Source organism: Pseudomonas sp. COR18, assembly GCF_048568395.1.
GTDB lineage: Bacteria > Pseudomonadota > Gammaproteobacteria > Pseudomonadales > Pseudomonadaceae > Aquipseudomonas > Aquipseudomonas fuscovaginae_B.
This window is the reverse complement of record NZ_CP183808.1, coordinates 1,815,001-1,836,181: the sequence shown is the minus strand read 5'-3', so window position 1 is coordinate 1,836,181 and position 21,181 is coordinate 1,815,001. Positions and strand designations below refer to the sequence as shown.

The window sequence follows — 21,181 nt, the reverse complement described above, 5'->3', positions numbered from 1 at the left end:
TCGGCGGACTCCGCAGCCTGGCTGCAGGAGCGCGCGACCTCGTTGGCGGTGGCGACCATCTCGTGGAAGGCCGTGGACACCATGTCCACCGCTTCGCGCTGGCGTCCGGCGGCGTCGGCCATGTCGTTGGAGACGCGGGTCGAGCTGTGCGACGAATCGAGGATCTTGTTCGCCGACTGGCCGATATGCTGGATCAGCCCGCGAATCGCCCCCAGGAACTGGTTGAACCAGCCGGCCAGTTGCGCGGTTTCGTCGCTGCCACGGACCGTCAGGTTCTGGGTCAGGTCGCCATTGCCCTGGGCGATGCCCTCCAGGCCGCTGGAAACCCCACGGATCGGCCGCACGATGAGGCTGGCGAAGCTGGCCCCGACCAAGGCGAAGACTACCGCGAGCACCAGGGCGATGATCCCGATCAGCCAGGTCAACTGGTTGGCGCTGCTCATCACTTCGCTCTGCTTGACCATGCCGATGAAGGTCCAGCCCAGCTTTTCCGATGGCCAGACATTGGCCATGTAGCGTTCGCCATCGATCTCGACTTCCACCAGGCCCTTGCCGGCCTTGGCCAGTTCGGCATAGCCGCCGCCGAGGCTGTCGAGGTTCTTGAAATTGTGCTCCGGCTGCTTGGGGTCGACCAGCAGGTTGCCGCTGTTCTCCATCAGCATCAGGTAGCCGCTGTCACCGAGCTTGATTTGCTTGACGATTTCGGTGAGCTGCTTGAGGGTCACGTCGACGCTGACCACGCCGCCCTGGGCGCCAAGCTTGTTGTCCACGGTACGCACGGTCGCGACCATCACCGCGTCGTCGGGTGCCCAGTAGTAGGCCGCGGTGCGCACGGTCTTGCCGGGGTTGGCCAGAGCGGTCTTGTACCAGGGACGTGCGCGTGGATCGTAATTGTTGAGCTTCAGGTCTTCCGGCCAACTGACATAGCCGCCGGTGCCGACGCCATAGGACACGTAGGAGTAGGCCGGGTGGGTCTTGGCCAGGCCTTCGAACAGGTCGAATATCTGCTTGTCCTGCTCGCCGAGTGGCCCCTGGGGCGGGGTGGCGCTCATGTAGGTCTTGAGGCTGCCATCGGCATTCCTGAGCAGCGGATGATTGGCCATGTAATCGATGTTCTGGCTGACCCCATCGAAGAACACCTGTATCGCATTGTTGACCTGGCGGATTTCCCGGCCGCTGCCATCGACGAAGTTGGTGCGCGCCTCACTGCGCAGATTCAATACCACCAGGGTGGCAACCAGCACCACCGGCAAACAGGCGACGACTGCAAACGCCCAGGTCAACTTCTGCTTGATGTTCATCCGCGCTCCAGATTTGTTCTTTTTGGCCCGCGGGCGACGATGACACGCGGAACAGGGCTGCTGTGAAGGTCGAGCGGCAATGAAGATCCGTTTCGCAGGCGGCGTGCCGAATGTCCGACAAAATCACCACTCTCTCTGAGCGCTTCGGCCCAGATGGAAAAAAATTTAGACCATCTGGCGAATATTCGCGTTTTTGCCGAGTATTCGTGTTCCGGTCACGGTCGGAGATGAGAGGATGCAGGAGTGGGAATGCTCTGGCAGGTGTCGGCTATCATCCTGTAGCCCGCTGGAATTGCCGCAGGAATCTGGCACATTGAGTGCATTGGAGGGCATTCGAGTTCGGCATCTTTCGCACGCTGTGCGAGGATGGTCGTGCACGAATGATGGTCGCGTATTTGGTAACAAGGACCCAGAATAAAAGCTGATGAAGACTCCAAAACGCATTGAACCGCTGATCGAGGACGGTCTGGTCGACGAGGTGCTGCGCCCACTCATGAGTGGCAAAGAGGCAGCTGTCTACGTGGTGCGCTGCGGCAAAGAGCTGCGTTGCGCCAAGGTTTACAAGGAGGCGAACAAACGAAGTTTTCGTCAGGCGGCCGAGTATCAGGAAGGCCGCAAGGTCCGTAACAGCCGCCAGGCCCGGGCTATGGCCAAGGGTTCCAAGTTCGGCCGCAAGGAAGCCGAGGATGCCTGGCAGAACGCCGAAGTGGCGGCGCTGTTCCGCCTGGCCGGTGCCGGTGTGCGGGTGCCCAAGCCGTTCGACTTCCTCGATGGCGTGCTGTTGATGGAGCTGGTGGCGGACGAGCACGGCGATGCCGCGCCGCGTCTCAATGATGTGGTGCTGGAACCGGAGCAGGCGCGCGAGTATCACGCCCTGCTGATCTCGCAGATCGTGCGGATGTTGTGCGCCGGCCTGGTGCACGGTGACCTGTCGGAGTTCAATGTGCTGCTGGCACCGGATGGTCCGGTGATCATCGACCTGCCCCAGGCGGTGGATGCGGCGGGCAACAACCATGCCTTCAGCATGCTCGAACGCGATGTCGGCAACATGGCCGCGTACTTCGGCCGCTTCGCCCCGGAGCTCAGGCAGACCCGTTATGCCAAGGAAATGTGGGCCCTGTACAAGGCCGGCACCCTGCATCCGGAGAGCGTCCTGACCGGCCGGTTCGCCGAGGAGAAGGGACGGGCGGATGTCCGTGGCGTGCTGCGCGAGATCGAGGCGGCGCGTTTCGACGAGGAACGCCGGCAGGCGATCCGCTCGGCAGAAGATGCCCCGCGCGGGCGCCATGCCGAAGAGCCGACGCCCCCCTGGATGCAGCGCTGATACGCAGGCTCAGGCCTTGGCGCAACAACTGCCCGAGGCCAGGTCCTTGAGGATCGGGCAGTCCGGGCGGTGATCGCCATGGCAATGCTCCACCAGTTCCTGCAAGGTGTCGCGCAAACCGACCAACTCGTCGATCTTGCGGTTCAACTCGTCGATATGCTGGCGTGCCAGGGCCTTCACGTCGGCGCTGGCGCGCTGGCGGTCCTGCCAGAGCGTCAGCAGCTTGCCGACTTCCTCCAGGGAGAAGCCCAGGTCCCGCGAGCGCTTGATGAACGCCAGGGTGTGCAGTTCATCCGGACCGTAGAGACGGTAGCCGCTGTCGGTGCGGCTGGCGGCCCTGAGCAGGCCGATGGACTCGTAGTAGCGAATCATCTTGGCGCTCAGGCCACTCTGGCGGGCTGCTTGGCCGATGTTCATGCCGTCTCCTTCAATCGAGGTCTGTAGGTTTCCAGGTCTTGAGCAGCAACGCGTTGCTGACCACGCTGACGCTGGACAGGGCCATCGCCGCGCCCGCCAGTACCGGGTTGAGCAGGCCAAAGGCGGCCAGCGGGATGCCGATCAGGTTATAGACGAAAGCCCAGAACAGATTCTGCCGGATCTTCGCATAGGTCTTGCGGCTGATTTCCAGCGCCGCCGGTACCAGTCGCGGGTCACCGCGCATCAGGGTAATGCCGGCGGCCTGCATGGCGACGTCGGTGCCACCGCCCATGGCGATGCCGATATCCGCGGCGGCCAGGGCCGGGGCGTCGTTGATGCCGTCGCCGACCATCGCCACCACGCCGCTCTTTTTCAGTTCGCCGACGGTAGCGGCCTTGTCGGCCGGCAACACTTCGGCGTGCACATCGTCGATGCCCAGGGCCTCGGCCACCACGTTGGCGCTGCCGCGGTTGTCGCCGGTCAGCAGGTGGCTGCTGATCTGCCGTGCGCTCAGTTGGGCGATCGCCTGCGCTGCGCCGGCCTTCAGCGTGTCACCGAAGGCGAACAGTGCCAGCACCCGGGGTTGCGGACTCTGTTCGATCAGCCAGGACAGGGTCCGGCCCTCGGCCTCCCAGGCTTGCGCCGCGTGTTCCAGGGGGCCGGGCTGCAGCCCGCTTTCGTCGAGCAGGCGGCGGTTGCCCAGGGCCAGGGCGCGGCCGTCCAGTTCGCCGGCGATGCCGCGGCCGGTCAGCGAGCGGCTGACCCGGATATCCGCGACCGCCAGGCCGCGTTCGGCACAGGCATCGAGCACCGCCCTGGCCAGCGGGTGTTCGCTGCCGCGTTGCAGGGCGCCGGCCAGTTGCAGGGCCTGCGCTTGATCCGCGTCGACGGCCGACAGGTGGGCGATGCGCGGGGTGCCGGAGGTCAGGGTGCCGGTCTTGTCGAACACCACGCGGCTGACCTCATGGGCCCGCTCCAGGGCTTCGGCGTCCTTGATCAGGATGCCGTGGCGCGCAGCGACGCCGGTGCCGGCCATGATCGCGGTGGGCGTCGCCAGGCCCAGGGCGCAGGGGCAGGCGATCACCAGCACCGCCACCGCGTTGATCAGCGCCGTTTCCAACGGCGCACCGTACAGCCACCAGCCGACCAGGGTCGCCAGGGCCAGCAGCAGGACGCTGGGGACGAACACCTGGCTGACCTTGTCCACCAGCTTCTGGATCGGTGCCTTGCCGGCCTGGGCGTCTTCCACCAGGCGGATGATCCGCGCCAGGACGGTTTCGGCACCCAGCGCCAGGGTCCTGACCAGCAGGCGGCCTTCGCCGTTGATGGCGCCGCCGGTGATCCTGTCTCCCGGCTGTTTCGGCACCGGCAGGCTTTCGCCGCTGATCAGAGCCTCGTCGGCGTGGCTCTGGCCCTCGACCACCTCACCGTCGACCGGAAAGCGCTCGCCGGGCTTGACCAGCACCAGGTCGCCCAGGCGCAGGGCGCTGATGGCGACGTCCTGCTCGCGGCCATCGATCACCTGGGTCGCCCGTTCCGGACGCAGGGCTTCCAGGGCGCGGATGGCACTGGCGGTCTGGCGCTTGGCGCGGCTTTCCAGGTATTTGCCCAGCAACACCAGGGCGATCACTACCGCCGAAGCCTCGAAATACAGGTGGGGCATGTGCCCCGGGTGGGCGTTGGCCCACTGGTAGAGGCTCAGACCATAGCCGGCGCTGGTGCCGAGGGCGACCAGCAGGTCCATGTTGCCGGCACCGGCCTTGACCGCTTTCCAGGCCGCGACGTAGAAGCGTGCGCCGAGGATGAACTGCACCGGTGTCGCCAGGGCGAACTGCAGCCAGGCCGGCAGCATCCAGTCGTACCCGAAGGGCTGGGCGAGCATCGGCAGCACCAGCGGCAGGGCCAGGGCGAGAGCCAGCAGCAGGTGCCAGCGTTCACGCCCCAGGCGTTGTTCCTGCGCCTGGGCGACGTGGCTGTCGGCCTCGTGCAGGCTTGCCGAGTAACCGGCGGCCTCGACAGCGGCGATCAGCGTGGCGGGGTCTGGCTGCCCGAGCAGTTGGACGTGGGCTCGTTCACTGGCCAGGTTGACGCTGGCACTGCGTACCCCGGCAACCTTGTTCAGCGCCCGTTCGACCCGGCCGACGCAGGAGGCGCAGGTCATGCCGCCGATATCCAGTTCCAGCTCCTGGCTGGGCACCTGGTAACCGGCCTGCTCGACTGCCTGCAGCAGCGCCGGCAGGCTGTCGGCGGGGGCCTGGACCCGGGCCTGTTCGGTGGCGAGGTTGACGCTGACCGCACTGGTGCCTGCCACTTTGCGCAGGGCCCGCTCGACCCGGCCGGCGCAACTGGCGCAGGTCATGCCGGCGATCGGCAGGTCAAAGGAGATGGATTCCGGCATGGGCGATACTCCTGAAGAAGTTGCCCACAGGATCAACCTTGCCACGTGGGCAAGGTCAAGCCTCTATTTCAGGTTGCCTGCGGTCTATTGATAACCCAGGGGCACCTGCTTGAGGCGCAGGCCGGCGGGGCTGGCGACAATGGCGAACTTGCGCACGTCGCCGCCGTTGAGCTTGATCACCTGCTCGGGCGCCGCCAGCATGCTGGCGTTGCAGCCCGGGGCCTGGCTCGGCAGGGATTTGAGGCGCACCGAAACATCGCCAGGCGGCAGGTTGAAGGAGGTGGCCTGCTCCTGGAACAGCCGCGCCGACAACTGGTCCTGCAGGTAGACGCCGATTTCACAGGGGGTCGAGACCTCCAGGCGTTCGCGGGAGATGATCAGCACCCCATAGTTTTCTCCGGCGGCGCTGGCAAAGGGCGACGCCCCGAACAGGCTGAGAAGGCCAAACAGGCCGAAAGCTGACCAGCGCATGGCTGAATCTCCTACGGTTGAATCGTTGATGACGAAGCTTGGCGCAGGGGCGAGCGAAATGCCAGCCCGGCAGATTGTCCAGGAACTTGACCTTGCCATCGTGGCAAGCCTGAAACTGTCTTCAACCTCAATACAGGAGAAGCGTCATGCAAGTCTTCAATGTTCAAGGGATGTCCTGCGGTCACTGCGTCAAGGCGATCACCGAAGCGGTCCAGGCCCGGGACCCGGCGGCCAGTGTGCGGGTCGACCTCGGGGCGAAGGAAGTCGGGGTGCAGAGCCGACTGTCGGCCGATGAGATCATCAGCGTCATCGTCGAGGAAGGCTACCAGGCGAAGCTGGCCAGTTGAAATCGGGGCCTGCCCGACTGACCGAGTACGTTGGTCGGGTATTTATTTAGTTAGCGACCTATCGGAATGTTCAAGGCATTCGTGCACGGTTAGACTACGCGGCCCTGCGCACAGCTGCTGACCGGATGCCTGATGAACCTACGTACGATTCTGATTCTTGGGGCCCTGAGTGCCTTCGCCCCCCTGGCCATCGATTTCTACCTGCCGGGGTTCCCGGCGATGGCCGTCGCCTTTGGCACCGACGAAAAACATATTCAGCTGACGCTGGCGGTGTACTTCTTCGGCCTGTCCATCGGCCAACTGGTGTACGGTCCGCTGGCGGATCGCTTTGGCCGGCGTGGACCGTTGCTGGTCGGTGTCGGCCTGTTCACCGTGGCGTCGCTGGCCTGTGCCTTCGCGCCGAGCCTGGAGTGGCTGATCGCCGCGCGGTTCCTGCAGGCGCTGGGGGGCTGTGCGGGTTCGGTGATTTCCCGGGCGGTGGTCAGCGACCAGTGTGACGCGGTGGGTTCGGCCAAGGTCTTCTCGCAACTGATGCTGGTCACCGGACTGGCGCCGATCCTGGCGCCCATGCTCGGTGGGGTGCTGGTCAACCTCTACGGCTGGCAGTCGATCTTCATCGTGCTGACGTTGTTCAGTGCCTTGTCCGCCTTGGCCGTGGCCCTCGGCCTGCCGGAGAGCCTGCCCGCCGGCCAGCCGCGCCAGCCGTTGTCGGGCGCGCTGCGCCAGTATGGGCGCCTGTTGTCCGACCGGGTGTTCTTCGGCCACGCCCTGACCGGTGGCATCGCCATTGCCGGGATGTTTGCCTACATCGCCGGTTCGCCTTTCGTCTTCATCAAGTTGTACGGCGTGCCCGCCGAGCATTACGGCTGGTTGTTCGGCAGCAACGCCGCGGGCTTCATCCTGATGGCCCAGGTCAATGCCCGCCTGCTGGGCAAGCTGGGGCCGGCGCTGCTGCTGAGCCGTGCGGTGTGGGCCTACGTGCTGGCAGGGCTGGTCCTGCTCGGTATCAGCACCTTGCACCCCACGCAGCTCTGGCCGTTGCTGATCCCGCTGTTCATCTGCATCGCCAGCCTTGGCTGCATCGTCCCCAACGCCGCTGCCTGTGCCATGCGCGGTCAGGGCGCACGGGCCGGCAGTGCCTCGGCGATGCTTGGCTGCCTGCAGTTCAGCGTCGCCGCCGGTGCCGCGTCCCTGGTCGGGTTGCTGCACGATGGCAGTGCGACGCCGATGGCGCTGGTGATCGCGTTGTGCGGTGTGCTGGCGGTGACGGTCGCCATGGTCACGCGGCGCCTGGAGAAGGCGCGGGTGGTCGCCGGCTGAATCAGCCTACGGCACGCTGTTGTTCGGGAAAGGTATGGGGAGCCTGCAGGCGGGCTTGCAGGGTGGTGACGAAGGCGCGGGCTTCGGCTTCGCTGCGGAATGTCACCGCATGCTGGTCGAGCCGGACCTGCCACTGGCTGCCGTTGGTTTTTGCTAACTCTTTTACAAGGATCTTCATGGCTGACTTCCTTTGGTTGGCAAAGGCGGCCATTGTAAACCTGAATCCGTGTATGAATATGACGCTGATCAAGGATCTGACTGACGGTATTTCCGCCTCTTTTGTCAGAGGTGGATGACCGATTTTTGCCGGCGGTTGCCGGCTTTTTCTCCTGGGATATCACCGCGGGAACGACGATCCGCACCGTCGTTCCCGCCGTCACTGTTCAGAACCCTTCCAGCACGATCTTGCCCTTGGCCTTGCCGCTTTCCAGCAGGGCATGGGCTCGGCGCAGGTTGCTCGCGTTGATTCGGCCGAAGTGTTCGCCGAGGGTGGTCTTCAACACGCCCGCGTCGATCAGTTCGGCGACCCGGTTGAGCAGGTTGTGCTGTTCGATCATGTCCTCGGTCTCGAACATCGAGCGGGTGTACATGAACTCCCAGTGCAGCGACAGGCTCTTGCGCTTGAGCTGGCTGACATCCAGGCTTTTCGGGTCATCGATCAGCGCCAGCTTGCCCTGGGGCTTGAGGGCCTCGACCAGTTGTTCCAGGTGGGTGTCGGTCTGGGTCAGGCTGGCCACATGGGTGACCTGGGCCTGGCCCCGGCCCTTGAGCTCTTCGCTCAGCGGTTTGCTGTGATCGATCACCAGGTCGGCACCGAGTGCCTGCACCCAGTCCCGGGTCTCGGGGCGCGAGGCGGTGCCGATGACCTTCAGGCCGGTCAGTTGGCTGGCCAGTTGCGTCAGGATCGAACCCACGCCCCCGGCCGCGCCGACGATCAGCAGGCTCTGGCCCTGGTCGGCCTGGCCTTCGCTGACCTGCAGGCGCTCGAACAGCAGTTCCCAGGCGGTGATCGCGGTCAGCGGCAGGGCCGCCGCTTCGGCGAAACCGAGGCTTTTCGGCATGTGCCCGACGATGCGCTCGTCGACCACATGCAGTTCGCTGTTGGCGCCGGGGCGGATCAGCGAGCCGGCATAGAACACCTTGTCGCCGACCTTGAATAGGCTGACCTCGCTGCCGACCGCCTTGACCACGCCGGCCACGTCCCAGCCCAGCACCCGGGCTTCGCCGTTGGCCGGCGGCATGTTCTGGCGGACCTTGGTGTCCACCGGGTTGACCGAGATGGCCCTGACCTCGACCAGCAGGTCCCGGGGACCTGCAACCGGGGTGGGCAGTTCGATGTCTTGCAGCGACTGTGGATCGTCGATGGGCAAGGCGGCGTAGAAGGCAATGGCTTTCATGATGGGCTCCGCAAACGCGACAGGGGATGAGTGAAGGGGCGGGCCCCTTCGATGGCGCAATGATTGGCTATTTCCCTTGGCGATAAAACCGGCTAGAACTGCAGGCTCTTTCAATGATTTTTTGATAATGCCGAGGGCCGGGATGCTACGTTTCGATGATTTGCAATTGTTCGTCAGGGCGGCCGACCTGGGCAGCCTCTCCGCCGCGGCACGGGTCATGGACCTGTCGCCGGCGGTGGCCAGCGCCTCGCTCAAGCGCATCGAGCAGCAGCTCGGCGCGCGTCTGCTGGCCCGCTCGACCCGCAGCCTGCGGCTGACGGCCGAAGGCGAGGGGTTCCTGGAATACGCCCGTGCGGCCCTGAGCAACCTCGACGAGGGACGGCGCCTGCTGGCCAGCGGGCAGGACCAGGTCAGCGGTGTGCTGCAGTTGTCGGCACCTTCGGATTTTGGTCGCAACGTGTTGCTGCCCTGGCTCGACGAGTTCCAGCGCGAGCATCCGCGGCTGACGGTGCGTCTGCTGCTGGGCGACCGGATCGCCGACCTGTTCCGCCAGCCGGTGGATATCGCCCTGCGTTATGGCGAGCCGGAGGATTCGAGCCTGGTCGCGCTGCCGATCGCCGCCGACAACCGCCGGGTGCTGTGCGCCGCGCCGGACTACCTGGCGCGGCATGGCGAACCGACGACCGTGGAGCAACTGGCCCAGCACAATTGCCTGCTGTTCATGCTCGGCAGCCGGGTCCATGATCACTGGAGCTTTCACGATGGTCGGCGCGACATCGGCCTGACGGTCAGCGGCGACCGTTTCAGCGACGATGCCGACGTGGTGCGCCTGTGGGCGCTGGCCGGGGCGGGGATCGCCTACAAGTCCTGGCTGGATGTCGGTGCCGATGTGCTGGCCGGGCGCCTGAAGGTGCTGTTGCCGGAACTGTCCTGCGAGCGGGCGCCGCTGAATCTGCTGTGCGCCCATCGCGCTCAATTGAGTAAGCCGGTGAACCTGTTGCGTGAGATGCTCACCCGGCGTTGCGCCGAGCTGTCGCGGCGGGCCCCGGTGCGCCCCGCGCGCGGCATGGAATAGCTGGCGCCTCTTGTTACAACCCGTGCAGGAATAAAAGTCGGCGCCTGTGGCATTGTGGTTTAGGCTTGAATCTATTGGATCCAATGCCCGAGAGATGACACGTATTTTGTTACGTTTGCCGGAGTTGATCGACGGATAGCCAGGAATTCCCGGCTTTTGGCCTTTTTGCATCCTGGTTTGAATTCAGGACATGCTCGGTATGGCGTTGTGTATTCGATCAATGTTTCAACAGGGAGTGAAGACATGGAATATGCACCTTGCATCAGTCAGATAGCCACGCTGCTTGCGGACCCCAAGCGCAGTGCGATGATGTGGGCGTTGCTTGACGGCAGCGCACGGTCCGCCGATGAACTGGCCCTGCTGGCCGGGTTGTCCCTTTCATCCGCCAGTGCCCATCTGGCACGGCTCAGTGCCGGCGGCCTGCTGCGCCTCGAGGCCCGTGGGCGCAAGCGTTTCTTCCGCCTGTCCGCGCCGGAGATCGCGACGGCCGTGGAAGCCCTGGCCAACGCATCGCTGGCCAGCGCACCGTTGGCGGTGAACCACTCGATCAAGCTGCAGGCCCCGGACGCGGCGGCGCTCAAGCGTGCGCGACAATGCCACGACCACCTCGGTGGCGAGCTGGCCTGCGAGCTGTATCAGCGGCTGCTGGCGGCCGGCTGGATCGAGCAGCACGACCAGCGCATCCGGGTGACCAGCATCGGCGCCCAGCGTTTCGCCGAGCGCGGCTTGTACATCCAGGCGTTGGCCCATGGACGCCACGAGACGGTCTGTGTCTGCCATGACGTGCGCGAACGCCGTCCACACCTGGGCGGCGTTCTTGGCGCGGGCCTGTTGCAGTTGTTCCTGCAGTCGGGCTGGCTTGGCCTGATGGAGGACTCCAGGGCGCTGCGAGTGTCTGCCAACGGTGAACGGCAGATCGACAAGTTCGCCGCCCTGGTCGAGCTCGAACTGGCCGGCTGAGCCGCGCCGCTGTCTGCGGCAGGGAGGCCGCAGGCGTCGCTCACGGTTGCAGGCAGGTCGTCCTCAGGCGCAACGCCATCCGGTGATGCCGCACACTCGATCGAGCATTCGAATCGAGGGATATCCCATGGAAACTCAAGGCTACAGCGCGGCGGAACGTCTGGAGCGGTTACCGATCAGCGGTTATCACCGGCTGATCTTCATCATCATTGCCCTGGCCTTTTTCTTCGACTCGATGGACCTGGCGATGATGACCTTCCTGCTCGGCTCGATCAAAGCCGAGTTCGCCCTGAGCAGTGCCCAGGCCGGCCTGCTGGCCAGTTCGAGCTTTTTCGGCATGGTGCTGGGGGCTTCGTTGTCGGGCATGCTCGCCGACCGTTTCGGACGCAAGCCGGTGTTCCAGTGGAGCATCGTGCTGTGGGGGCTGGCCAGCTACCTGTGTTCCACGGCGCAGACCCTGGAGATGCTGACGCTGTTTCGGGTGCTGCTGGGGATCGGCATGGGCATGGAATTCCCGATCGCCCAGTCGATGCTCTCGGAGTTGATTCCGACCAAACGACGCGGGCGCTATATCGCCCTGATGGATGGCTTCTGGCCGCTCGGTTTTGTCGCGGCGGGGCTGCTGTCATATTTCCTGCTGCCGCTGGTGGGCTGGCGGGACATCTTCCTGGTGCTGGCGGTGCCGGCGGTGTTCGTCCTGGCGATCCGCTTCTTCATCCCCGAGTCGCCGCGCTGGCTGGAACAGGCCGGCCACCACGACGCGGCGGACCAGGTGCTGCGCGGTATCGAGGAACGCGTACGGGCCTCGCTGAAACTCGCCGCGCTGCCGACGCCGGAGCGCCTGCCCCGTGGTGTCGGGCGTGAGCCGAGCTTCTTCGCCGCGTTCCGGCAGTTGTGGTCGCCGCTGTACCGCCAGCGCACCCTGATGATCTGGAGCGTCTGGTTCTTTGCCTTGCTGGGCTTCTATGGCCTGACCTCGTGGCTCAGCGCGTTGCTGCAGCAGTCGGGGTTCGCGGTCACCCAGTCGGTGTACTACACGGTGCTGATTTCCCTCGGCGGGATTCCCGGTTTTCTGGTGGCGGCCTGGCTGGTGGAGTTCTGGGGGCGCAAGCCGGTGTGCATCGTCACCCTGCTCGGCGGCGGGGTAATGGCGTTTCTCTATGGGCAAAGCGCGGTGTTCGGGGGTGAAGTGAGCCTGTTGATCGGCTCCGGGCTGCTGATGCAGTTCTTTCTGTTCGGCATGTGGGCGGTGCTCTACACCTACACGCCGGAGCTGTATCCGACCTCGGCGCGGGCGACCGGCTCGGGGTTCGCCTCGGCCATCGGCCGGGTCGGTTCGCTGCTCGGGCCGTTGGTGACCGGCTTGGTGTTTCCGGTGCTGGGGCAGGGCGGGGTGTTCGCGCTGGGGGCGCTGTGCTTTGCGATCGCGGCGCTGGTGGTCGGCTGCTTCGGCATGGAGACCCGCGGGCGTTCGCTGGAAGAACTGAGCGAGGCCGCTGGCTGATTCGGCCGTGGCCAACGCCCCTTGTGGGAGCCGGGCCTGCCCGCGAAGCTTTTAGCGGCCTCAACGGCCTCTTCGTGGGCAAGTCGGATCGCCGCACCGCCGGCTCCTACAGGTATCGGTCCAGATACAGCTATTGGTCAGATACAGGGATCGGTCATGGCTTGACCAGGCGCGCATCCAGGCTGTTCTGCGCCAGGCGCCGGGCCTGGTCCTGGGTCATGCCCAGGTGGGTGTGCAGGGCATGGAAGTTCTCGGTGACATAACCACCGAAGTACGCCGGGTCATCCGAGTTCACTGTCACCTTCACCCCACGCTCGAGCATGTCGAGGATGTTGTGTTGGGACATGTGGTCGAACACGCACAGCTTGGTGTTCGACAGTGGGCAGACCGTCAGCGGAATCTGCTCGTCGATGATGCGCTGCATCAGTCGCTCGTCCTCGATGGCGCGCACGCCGTGGTCGATCCGCTGGATCTTCAGCAGGTCGATGGCTTCCCAGATGTACTCCGGCGGACCTTCCTCGCCCGCGTGGGCCACGGTGAGGAAGCCCTCGGCGCGCGCGCGGTCGAACACCCGCTGGAACTTGCTTGGCGGGTGACCCATTTCCGAACTGTCCAGGCCGACCGCGACGAACGCATCACGGAATGGCAGTGCCTGGTCCAGGGTCTTCTGCGCTTGCTCTTCGCTCAGGTGCCGCAGGAAGCTGAGGATCAGGCCGTTGGTGATGCCCAGTTGCTGCTCGCCATCCTTGAGGGCCGCAGCGATGCCGTTGAGTACCACTTCGAAGGGAATGCCCCGGTCGGTGTGGGTCTGCGGGTCGAAGAACGGCTCGGTGTGGACGACGTTCTGTTCCTTGCAGCGCAGCAGGTAGGCCCAGGTCAGGTCATAGAAGTCCTGGGAGGTGCGCAGCACGTCGGCGCCCTGGTAGTACAGGTCGAGAAATTCCTGCAGGTTGTTGAAAGCGTAGGCCTGGCGCAGGGTGTCCACATCCTTCCAGGGCAGGGCGATCTTGTTGCGCTCGGCCAGGGCGAACAACAGCTCGGGCTCCAGCGAGCCCTCGAGGTGCAGGTGCAGTTCGGCCTTGGGTAGGGCGTTGAGCCAGTCGTACATGTTCGGTTCTCATCAGGTGCAGATCGCGAACATTCTACAGATGTGAAACAAAATATTTGCTAAAACCTGACCAGGCGTTCAGCGTGCCTCTGTCGCCTACAAGGAAGAAACGCTGTCGGTTCGCCGCAGTCTGTAAGTCATCACCCTCGAGATCCTCCGATGCTCACTCTGTTACGAGAAGAAAAATACCTGCTGTTGGCCCTGATCATGGCCGTGCTCGCCTTCCCCCTGGAACATGCGCTGCTCGGCAACGGCCGTGGCGTGGCACTGATTGCCGGGCTGGTGCTGATCGCCGCCATCGTCTGCGCCTCGATGCGCGTGGCGCACCATGCCGAGTTGTTGGCGGAAAAGGTCGGCGACCCCTACGGCACGATGATCCTGACCCTGTCGGCAGTGCTGGTGGAAGTGGTGATCCTGGCGATCATGATGAGCAACGAGGCGTCGCCGACCCTGGTGCGCGACACCATCTATTCGGCGGTGATGCTCGATATCAACGGCATCCTCGGCCTGGCCGCGCTGATGGGCGGCATCAAGCATGGCGAGCAGCCCTACAACGATGACTCGGCGCGCACCTACAGCGTGATGATCCTCACCGCCATGGGCGTGTCCATGGTGGTGCCGGAGTTCATTCCCGAGTCGGACTGGAAGGTCTATTCGGCGTTCACCATCGGCGCGATGGTGCTGCTGTATACCCTGTTCCTGCGCATGCAGGTCGGCCCGCACAGCTACTTCTTCAGCTACAGCTACCCGGAGAAAAAACGTCGTGAGGCGGGCCATGAGGAACATGCGCCGGGTGGCCTGACCCAGTCGATCGTCACCCTGGTGTTGGGGATCGTGGTGATCGGCGCCCTGGCCGAGGTGATGTCCAAGGCTCTCGATCTCGGCCTGGAAGGCAGCGGTGCGCCGCCGGTGATCACGGCGATTCTGGTGGCGGCCATTTCCGCCGCGCCGGAAATCCTCACCGCCCTGCGTGCGGCCCTGGCCAACCGCATGCAGTCGGTGGTCAACATCGCGTTGGGCGCGTCGCTCTCGACAGTGATCCTGACGGTGCCGGTGATGGAGGCCATGGCGCTCTACACCGGCCAGCCGTTCCAGATGGCGATGACGCCGGTGCAGACGGTGATGGTGCTGATCACCCTGGTCGTCAGCGCGATCAACCTCAACGACGGTGAAACCAACGCCATCGAGGGCATGACGCACTTCGTGCTGTTCGCCACCTTCGTCATGCTCTCGCTGCTGGGACTGTAGGCCGGCCTTACCAGGGAATGGTCTCGCCCTTGTAGTTGATGAAGTGATGGCCGCCGCGGCCGGCGAAGGCGTTCACCTGGTCGACCAGGCCGCGGGTGCTGGTGGCGACGTCGATCTGCGCGTCTTCGCCGCCCATGTCGGTCTTCACCCAGCCGGGGTGCATCGACAGCACGGTGAAGGTCGGCGCCTCGATTTCGCTCAGGAAGCTGTTGGTCATCGAGTTCAATGCGGCCTTGCTGGCCTTGTAGAAGGCCAGCTCCGGCGCGTCGGGGGTGGTCACGCTGCCCAGCCCCGAGCTCATGAAGGCAATCACGCCATAGCCCGGGCGGATCTGCCCGACGAAGCGCTGGGCCAGGGCGACCGGTGCGATGGCGTTGGTCAGAAACAGTTGGCCGATATCCGCCAGTGAGGCATTGGCCGGCTTCTGGTCGGCCGGGCCCTTGACCCCGGCGTTGACGAACAGCAGGTCGAACACCTGGCCTTGCAGGCGTTCGGCGAGGGCGGCGGCGGCGGCCTGGTCGTCCATGTCCAGGGTCTCGATGCGCACCGGGCCGGCCGCTTTCAGCGCGTCGGCCTTGCCGGCATCGCGCACGGTGGCGGTGACGTTCCAGCCATCGGCCAGCAACTGTTGCACCAACCCCAGGCCAAGGCCTCGGGAGGCGCCGATGATCAATGCGTTCTTACTGCTCATGGGGGTAATTCCTTGTGTCATGAAGTCTGGATGCTCAAGGGACAACGCTGTTGCAGGCGCAGTTCGTCCGGCCCGGTGATGCGCGTTTCGACCAGGTTCGGCTTGCTCTTTAGCCGTTGCGTGACCTGCGCAGGGTTTGACCTTCGAGCATACTCCAGGCTCCAGGCTCTGTGTTCCTTGAATCAGTCTTGGCGTTGCACGGGCTGGATGCTCAAACCTGAGGGAATGGGGCACGATTGATCAAAAAATAGCCAGTTGTTCGCCGGCCAGATCGTATCGGCTGCCGGGCCACCCTTGCACGGGTTATCCACAGCTTGCTCCACAGTATTTGTGAGCAAGCGCCGAAGCCGGGCATAAGCACTGTGTGGCTATCTCCGAAACGCGATAAATGCGCCCTAAGCCGTTGTTTCGAGAACGTTTCGCCGGCGCTGGCAAACAACTGTACGAAAACTGATCAGCGCCCGCAAAGCCACGGTGCAGAAGGGTTGCAGACGGCTGTGCTCAGGTTATCCACAGTCGGGCCCACAGCGATTGTGGGCAAACTGGCGTTGAGTGTCGTCAGCGCTTGTGGACAAGTCTCAGCGTTGCAGCAGGATGCGTCCGCGACTAAGGTCGGCCAGTTGGCGTTGCAAGGTATCGATCAGGCTCTCGCCGACCGCCAGTTGCAGCTCCACGCCGTTGGCGGTGAAGTGTTCCTCCACCACCAGACCGCCGGCCTCGGCCACCCGTAGCTTGACCAGCGCCAGTTCGCTGAAGCTGCAGGCGCAGTGCAGCGGTACCCGGTTGATCAGTTCGATGCGCTCGGCATTCTGCAGGCACTTGTTGGCCCCGCCGCCATAGGCGCGGGCCAGGCCGCCGGTGCCCAGTTGGATGCCGCCGTACCAGCGGATCACCAGGACCACGACCTGGTCGCAGTCCTGCGCCTCGATCGCCGCCAGGATCGGCCGGCCGGCGGTGCCGCCGGGCTCGCCGTCGTCGCTGCTGCGGTACTGGTCGGCAAGCTTCCAGGCCCAGCAGTTGTGGGTGGCATCCAGGTCGCTGTGCTGTTCGATGAAGGCCTGGGCTTCGGCAACGCCGGTGATCGGCGCAGCGAGGGTGATGAAGCGGCTTTTGCGAATTTCCTCTCGGTATTCGCAAACGCCGGCAAGGGTAAAGGGCATACGGAATCGGCTTTGAGTGAAGGGTCAGAGCGGCGGCGTCAGGCCGCAGCCTTTGAGGATGATGCGGATCAGGTTGTTGCCGGCCTCTTCCATGTCCTGTTTGGTCAGGCGCGAGCGGCCGGTGACGCGGCAGATCTGCGTGGCGAAATCGGCGTAATGCTGGGTGCTGCCCCAGAGCAGGAAAATCAGGTGGACCGGGTCGACCGGGTCCATCTTGCCGGCGTCGATCCAGGCCTGGAACACATTGGCCCGGCCCTGGAACCAGGCACGGTAGTCCTGGCTGAAATACTCGCTCAGGCATTCGCCGCCGCTGATGATCTCCATGGCGAAGATTCGCGAGGCCTGTGGCTGGCGCCGGGAGAACTCCATCTTGGCGCGGATGTAGCGGCTCAGGGCCTCGGCCGGATCGTCTTCGGCGCTCAAGTGGTTGAAGGTGCTGTCCCATAGTTCGAGGATGTTGCTCAACACCGCGACGTACAAGCCCAGCTTGTTGGTGAAGTAGTAATGCAGGTTGGCCTTGGGCAGCCCGGCATTCTGCGCGATGGTGTTCATGCTGGTGCCTTTGAAACCGTGACGGGCGAATTCGTCTTCGGCGGCCCTGATGATCGCTTCTTCGTTCTTCTGGCGAATGCGGCTGGCGGGTTTTCCGGCGTGGGCAGGGACTTCAACGGTCATAGGCAGTTCCGAGCTGGTCTGTGGGTGCAACCTGTGCACAGATAACTTACCCGCCGGGTTCAGACAAGTCCTGACATCATATAAAGCCTGAATGTGGGCTGATTGGGGGGCTTTGGGCGAATAGTTGACGTCAATTACCCGGTTTTGCAGGCTTCCAGGGCTGCCACAGGTGCAGAAGCTTCCATGGGACCCGGGCTGTGCAAGTTCATGGACTCAGCGTGTCGCCGCCAGGCTTTCCAGGAAACTTTCCAGTACCAGGTGCGGACGCCGGCCCTTGCGCGTCACCGACGCCAGGCTCAGGTCGTAAAAGCGGCTGCTGGCCTTGAGCGCGCGCAGGCGTCCCTGTTGCACCCAGAGGCTGGCGTAGTGATCCGGCAGGTAGCCGATGTAGCGCCCGGTCAGGATCAGGAAGGCCATGCCTTCGCGGTCTGAAGCGCTGGCCGTGCAGTTGAGCGCCTGGTAGTGCGCCTGGATCTCGGCCGGCAGGCGGAAGGTCGGCGCGATCGCGTCCTGGGCGTTGAGGCGCTCGTCCGCCAGTTGCCGGTCATCGACATAGAACAGCGGATGCCCCACCGCGCAGTACAACAGCGAACGTTCGCTGTACAAGGGCTGGTATTCCAGCCCGGAGAGCGCGCTGGCCTGGGGCACCACGCCGACATGCAGGCGGCCATCCAGCACGCCTTGCTCCACTTCGTTGGGCGCGATCATGCGGATCTGGATCTGCACGTCGGGCCCGCGCTCCTTCAACTGGGCCAGGGCATGGGTAATGCGCATGTGGGGCAGGGTCACCAGGTTGTCGGTCAGGCCGATGGTCAACTCGCCGCGCAGGTGCTGGTGCAGGCCGTTGACCTCGGTGCGGAAACTCTCCAGCGCGCTGAGCAACTGCAAGGCCGATTGATAGACCTCGCGACCTTCCTCGGTCAGGGAAAAGCCGGCGCGCCCGCGTTGGCACAGGCGCAGGCCGAGACGCTGTTCCAGGTCGCTCATCTGCTGGCTGATCGCCGAGCGCCCGATGCCGAGCACGGTTTCCGCCGCCGAGAAACCACCGCATTCCACCACGCTGCGAAAGATCCGCAGCAGGCGGATATCGAAGTCGCTGACTTGCGCCAGCGGGTCGGGGCGACGGCTGCTCATGGTTTAGTGTGCTCTTAACTGAAGGTTAGAAAAGTTGCATTTCACCGACTTTATCGCCGTGGCAACTTACTCGCAATAACGCTCTCAACGTCCACGCCGCTTAAATGCCCTGCGAGGTTTCGCCGATGAACATGCCTGAAAACGCTCCGTCTTCCGTAGCCAGCCAGCTCAAGCTCGATGCGCACTGGATGCCTTACACCGCCAACCGCAACTTCCAGCGTGACCCGCGGTTGATCGTTGCTGCCGAGGGCAGCTGGCTGACCGACGACAAGGGGCGCAAGGTCTATGACTCGCTGTCGGGGCTGTGGACCTGCGGTGCCGGGCATACCCGCAAGGAAATCCAGGAAGCGGTGGCCAGGCAGTTGAGCACCCTCGATTATTCGCCGGGCTTCCAGTACGGCCATCCGCTGTCGTTCCAGCTCGCGGAGAAAATCACCTCGCTGACGCCGGGCAACCTGAACCATGTGTTCTTCACCGACTCCGGCTCCGAGTGCGCCGACACCGCGGTGAAGATGGTCCGCGCCTACTGGCGTCTGAAAGGCCAGCCGACCAAGACCAAGATGATCGGTCGTGCCCGTGGCTATCACGGTGTGAACATCGCCGGCACCAGCCTGGGCGGCGTCAGCGGCAACCGCAAGCTGTTCGGCCAGGCCATGCACGATGTCGACCACCTGCCGCACACCCTGCTGGCCAGCAACGCTTTCTCCCGTGGCATGCCGGAGCAGGGTGGTGTCGCCCTGGCCGACGAGTTGCTCAAACTGATCGAGTTGCATGACGCCTCGAACATCGCCGCCGTGTTCGTCGAGCCCATGGCCGGTTCCGCCGGGGTGCTGGTGCCGCCTCAGGGCTATCTCAAGCGTCTGCGCGAAATCTGCGATCAGCACAACATCCTGCTGGTGTTCGACGAAGTGATCACCGGTTTCGGCCGTACCGGCGCCATGTTCGGTGCCGACAGCTTCGGCGTGACCCCGGACCTGATGTGCGTCGCCAAGCAGGTCACCAACGGTGCCATTCCGATGGGCGCGGTGATCGCCAGCAGTGAGATCTACCAGACCTTCATGAGCCAGCCGACCCCCGAGTACGCGGTGGAGTTCCCCCACGGCTATACCTACTCGGCGCACCCGGTGGCCTGTGCCGCCGGCCTGGCTGCACTCGACCTGCTGCAAAAGGAAAACCTGGTGCAGCGCGTGGCCGAAGTCGCGCCGCATTTCGAGAACGCCCTGCATGGCCTCAAGGGCAGCAAGAACGTGATCGACATCCGCAACTTCGGCCTGGCTGGCGCGATCCAGATCGCGCCGCGGGATGGCGATGCCATCGTGCGTCCGTTCGAAGCCGGCATGGCGCTGTGGAAAGCCGGTTTCTATGTGCGCTTCGGCGGTGACACCCTGCAGTTCGGCCCAACCTTCAACAGCAAGCCGGAAGACCTCGATCGTCTGTTCGATGCGGTCGGCGAAGTGCTGAACAAGCTCGACTGATTCCGCCCGGTAGCAAAGAACCTTTTGCGGGAGCGAACGCTGCGCTCCCGCCGACCCCATTCAGGAGCCCCCAATGAGCGCAATCCAGCATCTGATCGATGGCCAACTGGTCAACGATTCCGGCCGCACGGCCGCGGTGTACAACCCTTCGACCGGCCAGGTCATCCACCAGGTACCGCTGGCGAGCCGCGAGACCATTCAGCAGGCCATCGATTCGGCCAAGGCGGCGTTCCCGGCCTGGCGCAACACCCCGCCCGCCAAGCGTGCCCAGGTGATGTTCCGCTTCAAGCATCTGCTGGAGCAGAACGAGGCGCGTATCGCCCAACTGATCAGCGAAGAGCATGGCAAGACCCTGGAGGACGCCGCCGGCGAACTCAAGCGCGGGATCGAGAACGTCGAGTACGCCTGTGGCGTGCCGGAGTTGCTCAAGGGCGAGTACAACCGCAACGTTGGCCCGAACATCGATGCCTGGTCGGACTTCCAGCCCCTGGGCGTGGTGGCCGGTATCACGCCGTTCAACTTCCCGGCCATGGTGCCGCTGTGGATGTACCCGCTGGCGATCGCCTGCGGCAACTGTTTCATCCTCAAACCGTCCGAGCGTGATCCAAGCTCGACCCTGTTTATTGCCCAACTGTTGCACGAAGCCGGCCTGCCCAAGGGCGTGCTGAACGTGGTGCATGGCGACAAGGGCGCGGTGGATGCGCTGATCGAGGCGCCGCAAGTCAAGGCGCTGAGCTTCGTCGGTTCGACGCCGATCGCCGAATACATCTATGCCGAGGGCACCAGGCGCGGCAAGCGCGTGCAGGCCCTGGGCGGCGCGAAGAACCATGCGGTGCTGATGCCGGATGCGGATCTGGACAATGCCGTCAGTGCACTGATGGGGGCGGCCTACGGTTCCTGTGGCGAGCGCTGCATGGCGATTTCGGTGGCGGTGTGCGTCGGTGACCAGGTGGCGGATGCCCTGGTGGCCAAGCTGGTGCCACAGATCAAGGCGCTGAAGATCGGTGCCGGCACGTCCTGTGGTTTGGACATGGGGCCGCTGGTCACTGCGGCTGCTCGGGACAAGGTGGTGGGCTATATCGATGACGGTCTGGCTGCCGGCGCCGAACTGGTGGTGGATGGTCGTGGCTTCAGCGTTGCCGGCCATGAGGAAGGTTACTTCGTCGGCGGTACCCT

19 protein-coding genes and 1 pseudogene (1 of these 20 cut by a window edge) are annotated in these 21,181 nt (G+C 64.4%); 9 read left to right on the top strand and 11 right to left on the bottom strand.

Features of this window, described 5'->3' with window-relative positions; all coding sequences use genetic code 11:
- Positions 1 to 212: 212 nt before the first annotated feature.
- A pseudogene (locus ACM62G_RS08515) lies at positions 213 to 1,103 on the bottom strand (cache domain-containing protein); the annotation flags it as partial.
- Positions 1,104 to 1,725: 622 nt separating this feature from the next.
- Between ACM62G_RS08515 and ACM62G_RS08510 the strand changes: the two are divergent.
- Positions 1,726 to 2,625, top strand: a complete 900-nt coding sequence (locus ACM62G_RS08510; RefSeq protein WP_054060658.1) for a PA4780 family RIO1-like protein kinase — start codon at positions 1,726 to 1,728, stop codon at positions 2,623 to 2,625.
- 9 nt (positions 2,626 to 2,634) lie between these two features.
- Here ACM62G_RS08510 and cueR read toward each other — a convergent pair whose 3' ends face one another.
- From cueR to ACM62G_RS08495, 3 genes are all read right to left on the bottom strand, one after another.
- On the bottom strand, positions 2,635 to 3,042 hold the full coding sequence (gene cueR / locus ACM62G_RS08505; RefSeq protein WP_054060659.1) for a Cu(I)-responsive transcriptional regulator: 408 nt from the start codon (positions 3,040 to 3,042) through the stop codon (positions 2,635 to 2,637).
- Positions 3,043 to 3,052: 10 nt separating this feature from the next.
- Positions 3,053 to 5,440, bottom strand: a complete 2,388-nt coding sequence (locus tag ACM62G_RS08500) for a heavy metal translocating P-type ATPase (RefSeq protein WP_419736997.1) — start codon at positions 5,438 to 5,440, stop codon at positions 3,053 to 3,055.
- A gap of 84 nt (positions 5,441 to 5,524) precedes the next feature.
- Positions 5,525 to 5,911: a hypothetical protein gene (locus ACM62G_RS08495; protein ID WP_017903813.1), complete on the bottom strand. Its 387-nt coding sequence runs from the start codon at positions 5,909 to 5,911 to the stop codon at positions 5,525 to 5,527.
- A gap of 146 nt (positions 5,912 to 6,057) precedes the next feature.
- Between ACM62G_RS08495 and ACM62G_RS08490 the strand changes: the two genes are divergently transcribed.
- Positions 6,058 to 6,258, top strand: a complete 201-nt coding sequence (locus tag ACM62G_RS08490; RefSeq protein WP_054056988.1) for a heavy-metal-associated domain-containing protein — start codon at positions 6,058 to 6,060, stop codon at positions 6,256 to 6,258.
- Positions 6,259 to 6,390: 132 nt separating this feature from the next.
- Positions 6,391 to 7,578, top strand: a complete 1,188-nt coding sequence (locus ACM62G_RS08485; RefSeq protein ID WP_419736996.1) for a multidrug effflux MFS transporter — start codon at positions 6,391 to 6,393, stop codon at positions 7,576 to 7,578.
- Between the two features lies 1 nt (position 7,579).
- On the opposite strand, the gene ACM62G_RS08480 is transcribed toward ACM62G_RS08485, so the two are convergent.
- Both ACM62G_RS08480 and ACM62G_RS08475 read right to left on the bottom strand, forming a co-directional pair.
- Entirely contained in the window at positions 7,580 to 7,756 is a 177-nt protein-coding gene (locus ACM62G_RS08480; protein WP_192842657.1) for a hypothetical protein, read from the bottom strand.
- 205 nt (positions 7,757 to 7,961) lie between these two features.
- Positions 7,962 to 8,975 carry a zinc-binding alcohol dehydrogenase family protein gene (locus ACM62G_RS08475; RefSeq protein ID WP_419736995.1) on the bottom strand — a complete coding sequence of 338 codons (1,014 nt, stop codon included), beginning with the start codon at positions 8,973 to 8,975 and terminating at the stop codon, positions 7,962 to 7,964.
- Positions 8,976 to 9,117: 142 nt separating this feature from the next.
- Here ACM62G_RS08475 and ACM62G_RS08470 point away from each other — a divergent pair, with 142 nt between their 5' ends.
- From ACM62G_RS08470 to ACM62G_RS08460, 3 genes are all read left to right on the top strand, one after another.
- The gene (locus ACM62G_RS08470) at positions 9,118 to 10,050 is read left to right on the top strand and encodes a LysR family transcriptional regulator (RefSeq protein ID WP_054064683.1); all 933 of its coding nucleotides are present in this window, start codon (positions 9,118 to 9,120) and stop codon (positions 10,048 to 10,050) included.
- A 243-nt stretch (positions 10,051 to 10,293) separates the two neighbouring features.
- Positions 10,294 to 11,010 carry an ArsR/SmtB family transcription factor gene (locus ACM62G_RS08465; protein WP_054056985.1) on the top strand — a complete coding sequence of 239 codons (717 nt, stop codon included), beginning with the start codon at positions 10,294 to 10,296 and terminating at the stop codon, positions 11,008 to 11,010.
- Between the two features lie 127 nt (positions 11,011 to 11,137).
- Entirely contained in the window at positions 11,138 to 12,514 is a 1,377-nt protein-coding gene (locus ACM62G_RS08460) for an MFS transporter (RefSeq protein WP_273822287.1), read from the top strand.
- Positions 12,515 to 12,668: 154 nt separating this feature from the next.
- Here ACM62G_RS08460 and ACM62G_RS08455 read toward each other — a convergent pair whose 3' ends face one another.
- Entirely contained in the window at positions 12,669 to 13,622 is a 954-nt protein-coding gene (locus ACM62G_RS08455) for an adenosine deaminase (RefSeq protein WP_054056984.1), read from the bottom strand.
- Between the two features lie 159 nt (positions 13,623 to 13,781).
- Here ACM62G_RS08455 and ACM62G_RS08450 point away from each other — a divergent pair, with 159 nt between their 5' ends.
- The gene (locus ACM62G_RS08450; protein WP_419736994.1) at positions 13,782 to 14,870 is read left to right on the top strand and encodes a calcium:proton antiporter; all 1,089 of its coding nucleotides are present in this window, start codon (positions 13,782 to 13,784) and stop codon (positions 14,868 to 14,870) included.
- Between the two features lie 7 nt (positions 14,871 to 14,877).
- On the opposite strand, the gene ACM62G_RS08445 is transcribed toward ACM62G_RS08450, so the two are convergent.
- The 4 genes from ACM62G_RS08445 to ACM62G_RS08430 form a co-directional block, all read right to left on the bottom strand.
- Complete coding sequence (locus ACM62G_RS08445) at positions 14,878 to 15,561, bottom strand: SDR family oxidoreductase (protein WP_054056982.1); 684 nt, start codon at positions 15,559 to 15,561, stop codon at positions 14,878 to 14,880.
- Positions 15,562 to 16,139: 578 nt separating this feature from the next.
- Positions 16,140 to 16,721, bottom strand: a complete 582-nt coding sequence (locus tag ACM62G_RS08440) for an IMPACT family protein (protein ID WP_419736993.1) — start codon at positions 16,719 to 16,721, stop codon at positions 16,140 to 16,142.
- 24 nt (positions 16,722 to 16,745) lie between these two features.
- Positions 16,746 to 17,396, bottom strand: coding sequence for a TetR/AcrR family transcriptional regulator (locus ACM62G_RS08435; protein WP_054056980.1), 651 nt, complete (start codon positions 17,394 to 17,396; stop codon positions 16,746 to 16,748).
- A gap of 213 nt (positions 17,397 to 17,609) precedes the next feature.
- Positions 17,610 to 18,530 carry a LysR family transcriptional regulator gene (locus ACM62G_RS08430; protein WP_054056979.1) on the bottom strand — a complete coding sequence of 307 codons (921 nt, stop codon included), beginning with the start codon at positions 18,528 to 18,530 and terminating at the stop codon, positions 17,610 to 17,612.
- Between the two features lie 125 nt (positions 18,531 to 18,655).
- Between ACM62G_RS08430 and ACM62G_RS08425 the strand changes: the two genes are divergently transcribed.
- Positions 18,656 to 20,005: an aspartate aminotransferase family protein gene (locus ACM62G_RS08425; protein WP_419736992.1), complete on the top strand. Its 1,350-nt coding sequence runs from the start codon at positions 18,656 to 18,658 to the stop codon at positions 20,003 to 20,005.
- A 73-nt stretch (positions 20,006 to 20,078) separates the two neighbouring features.
- Positions 20,079 to 21,181, top strand: partial view of a CoA-acylating methylmalonate-semialdehyde dehydrogenase gene (locus ACM62G_RS08420; RefSeq protein ID WP_054056977.1) — the 5' portion only. It continues 391 nt past the right edge of the window; only the first 1,103 of its 1,494 coding nucleotides appear in the window; it begins with the start codon at positions 20,079 to 20,081; its stop codon lies beyond the right edge, outside the window.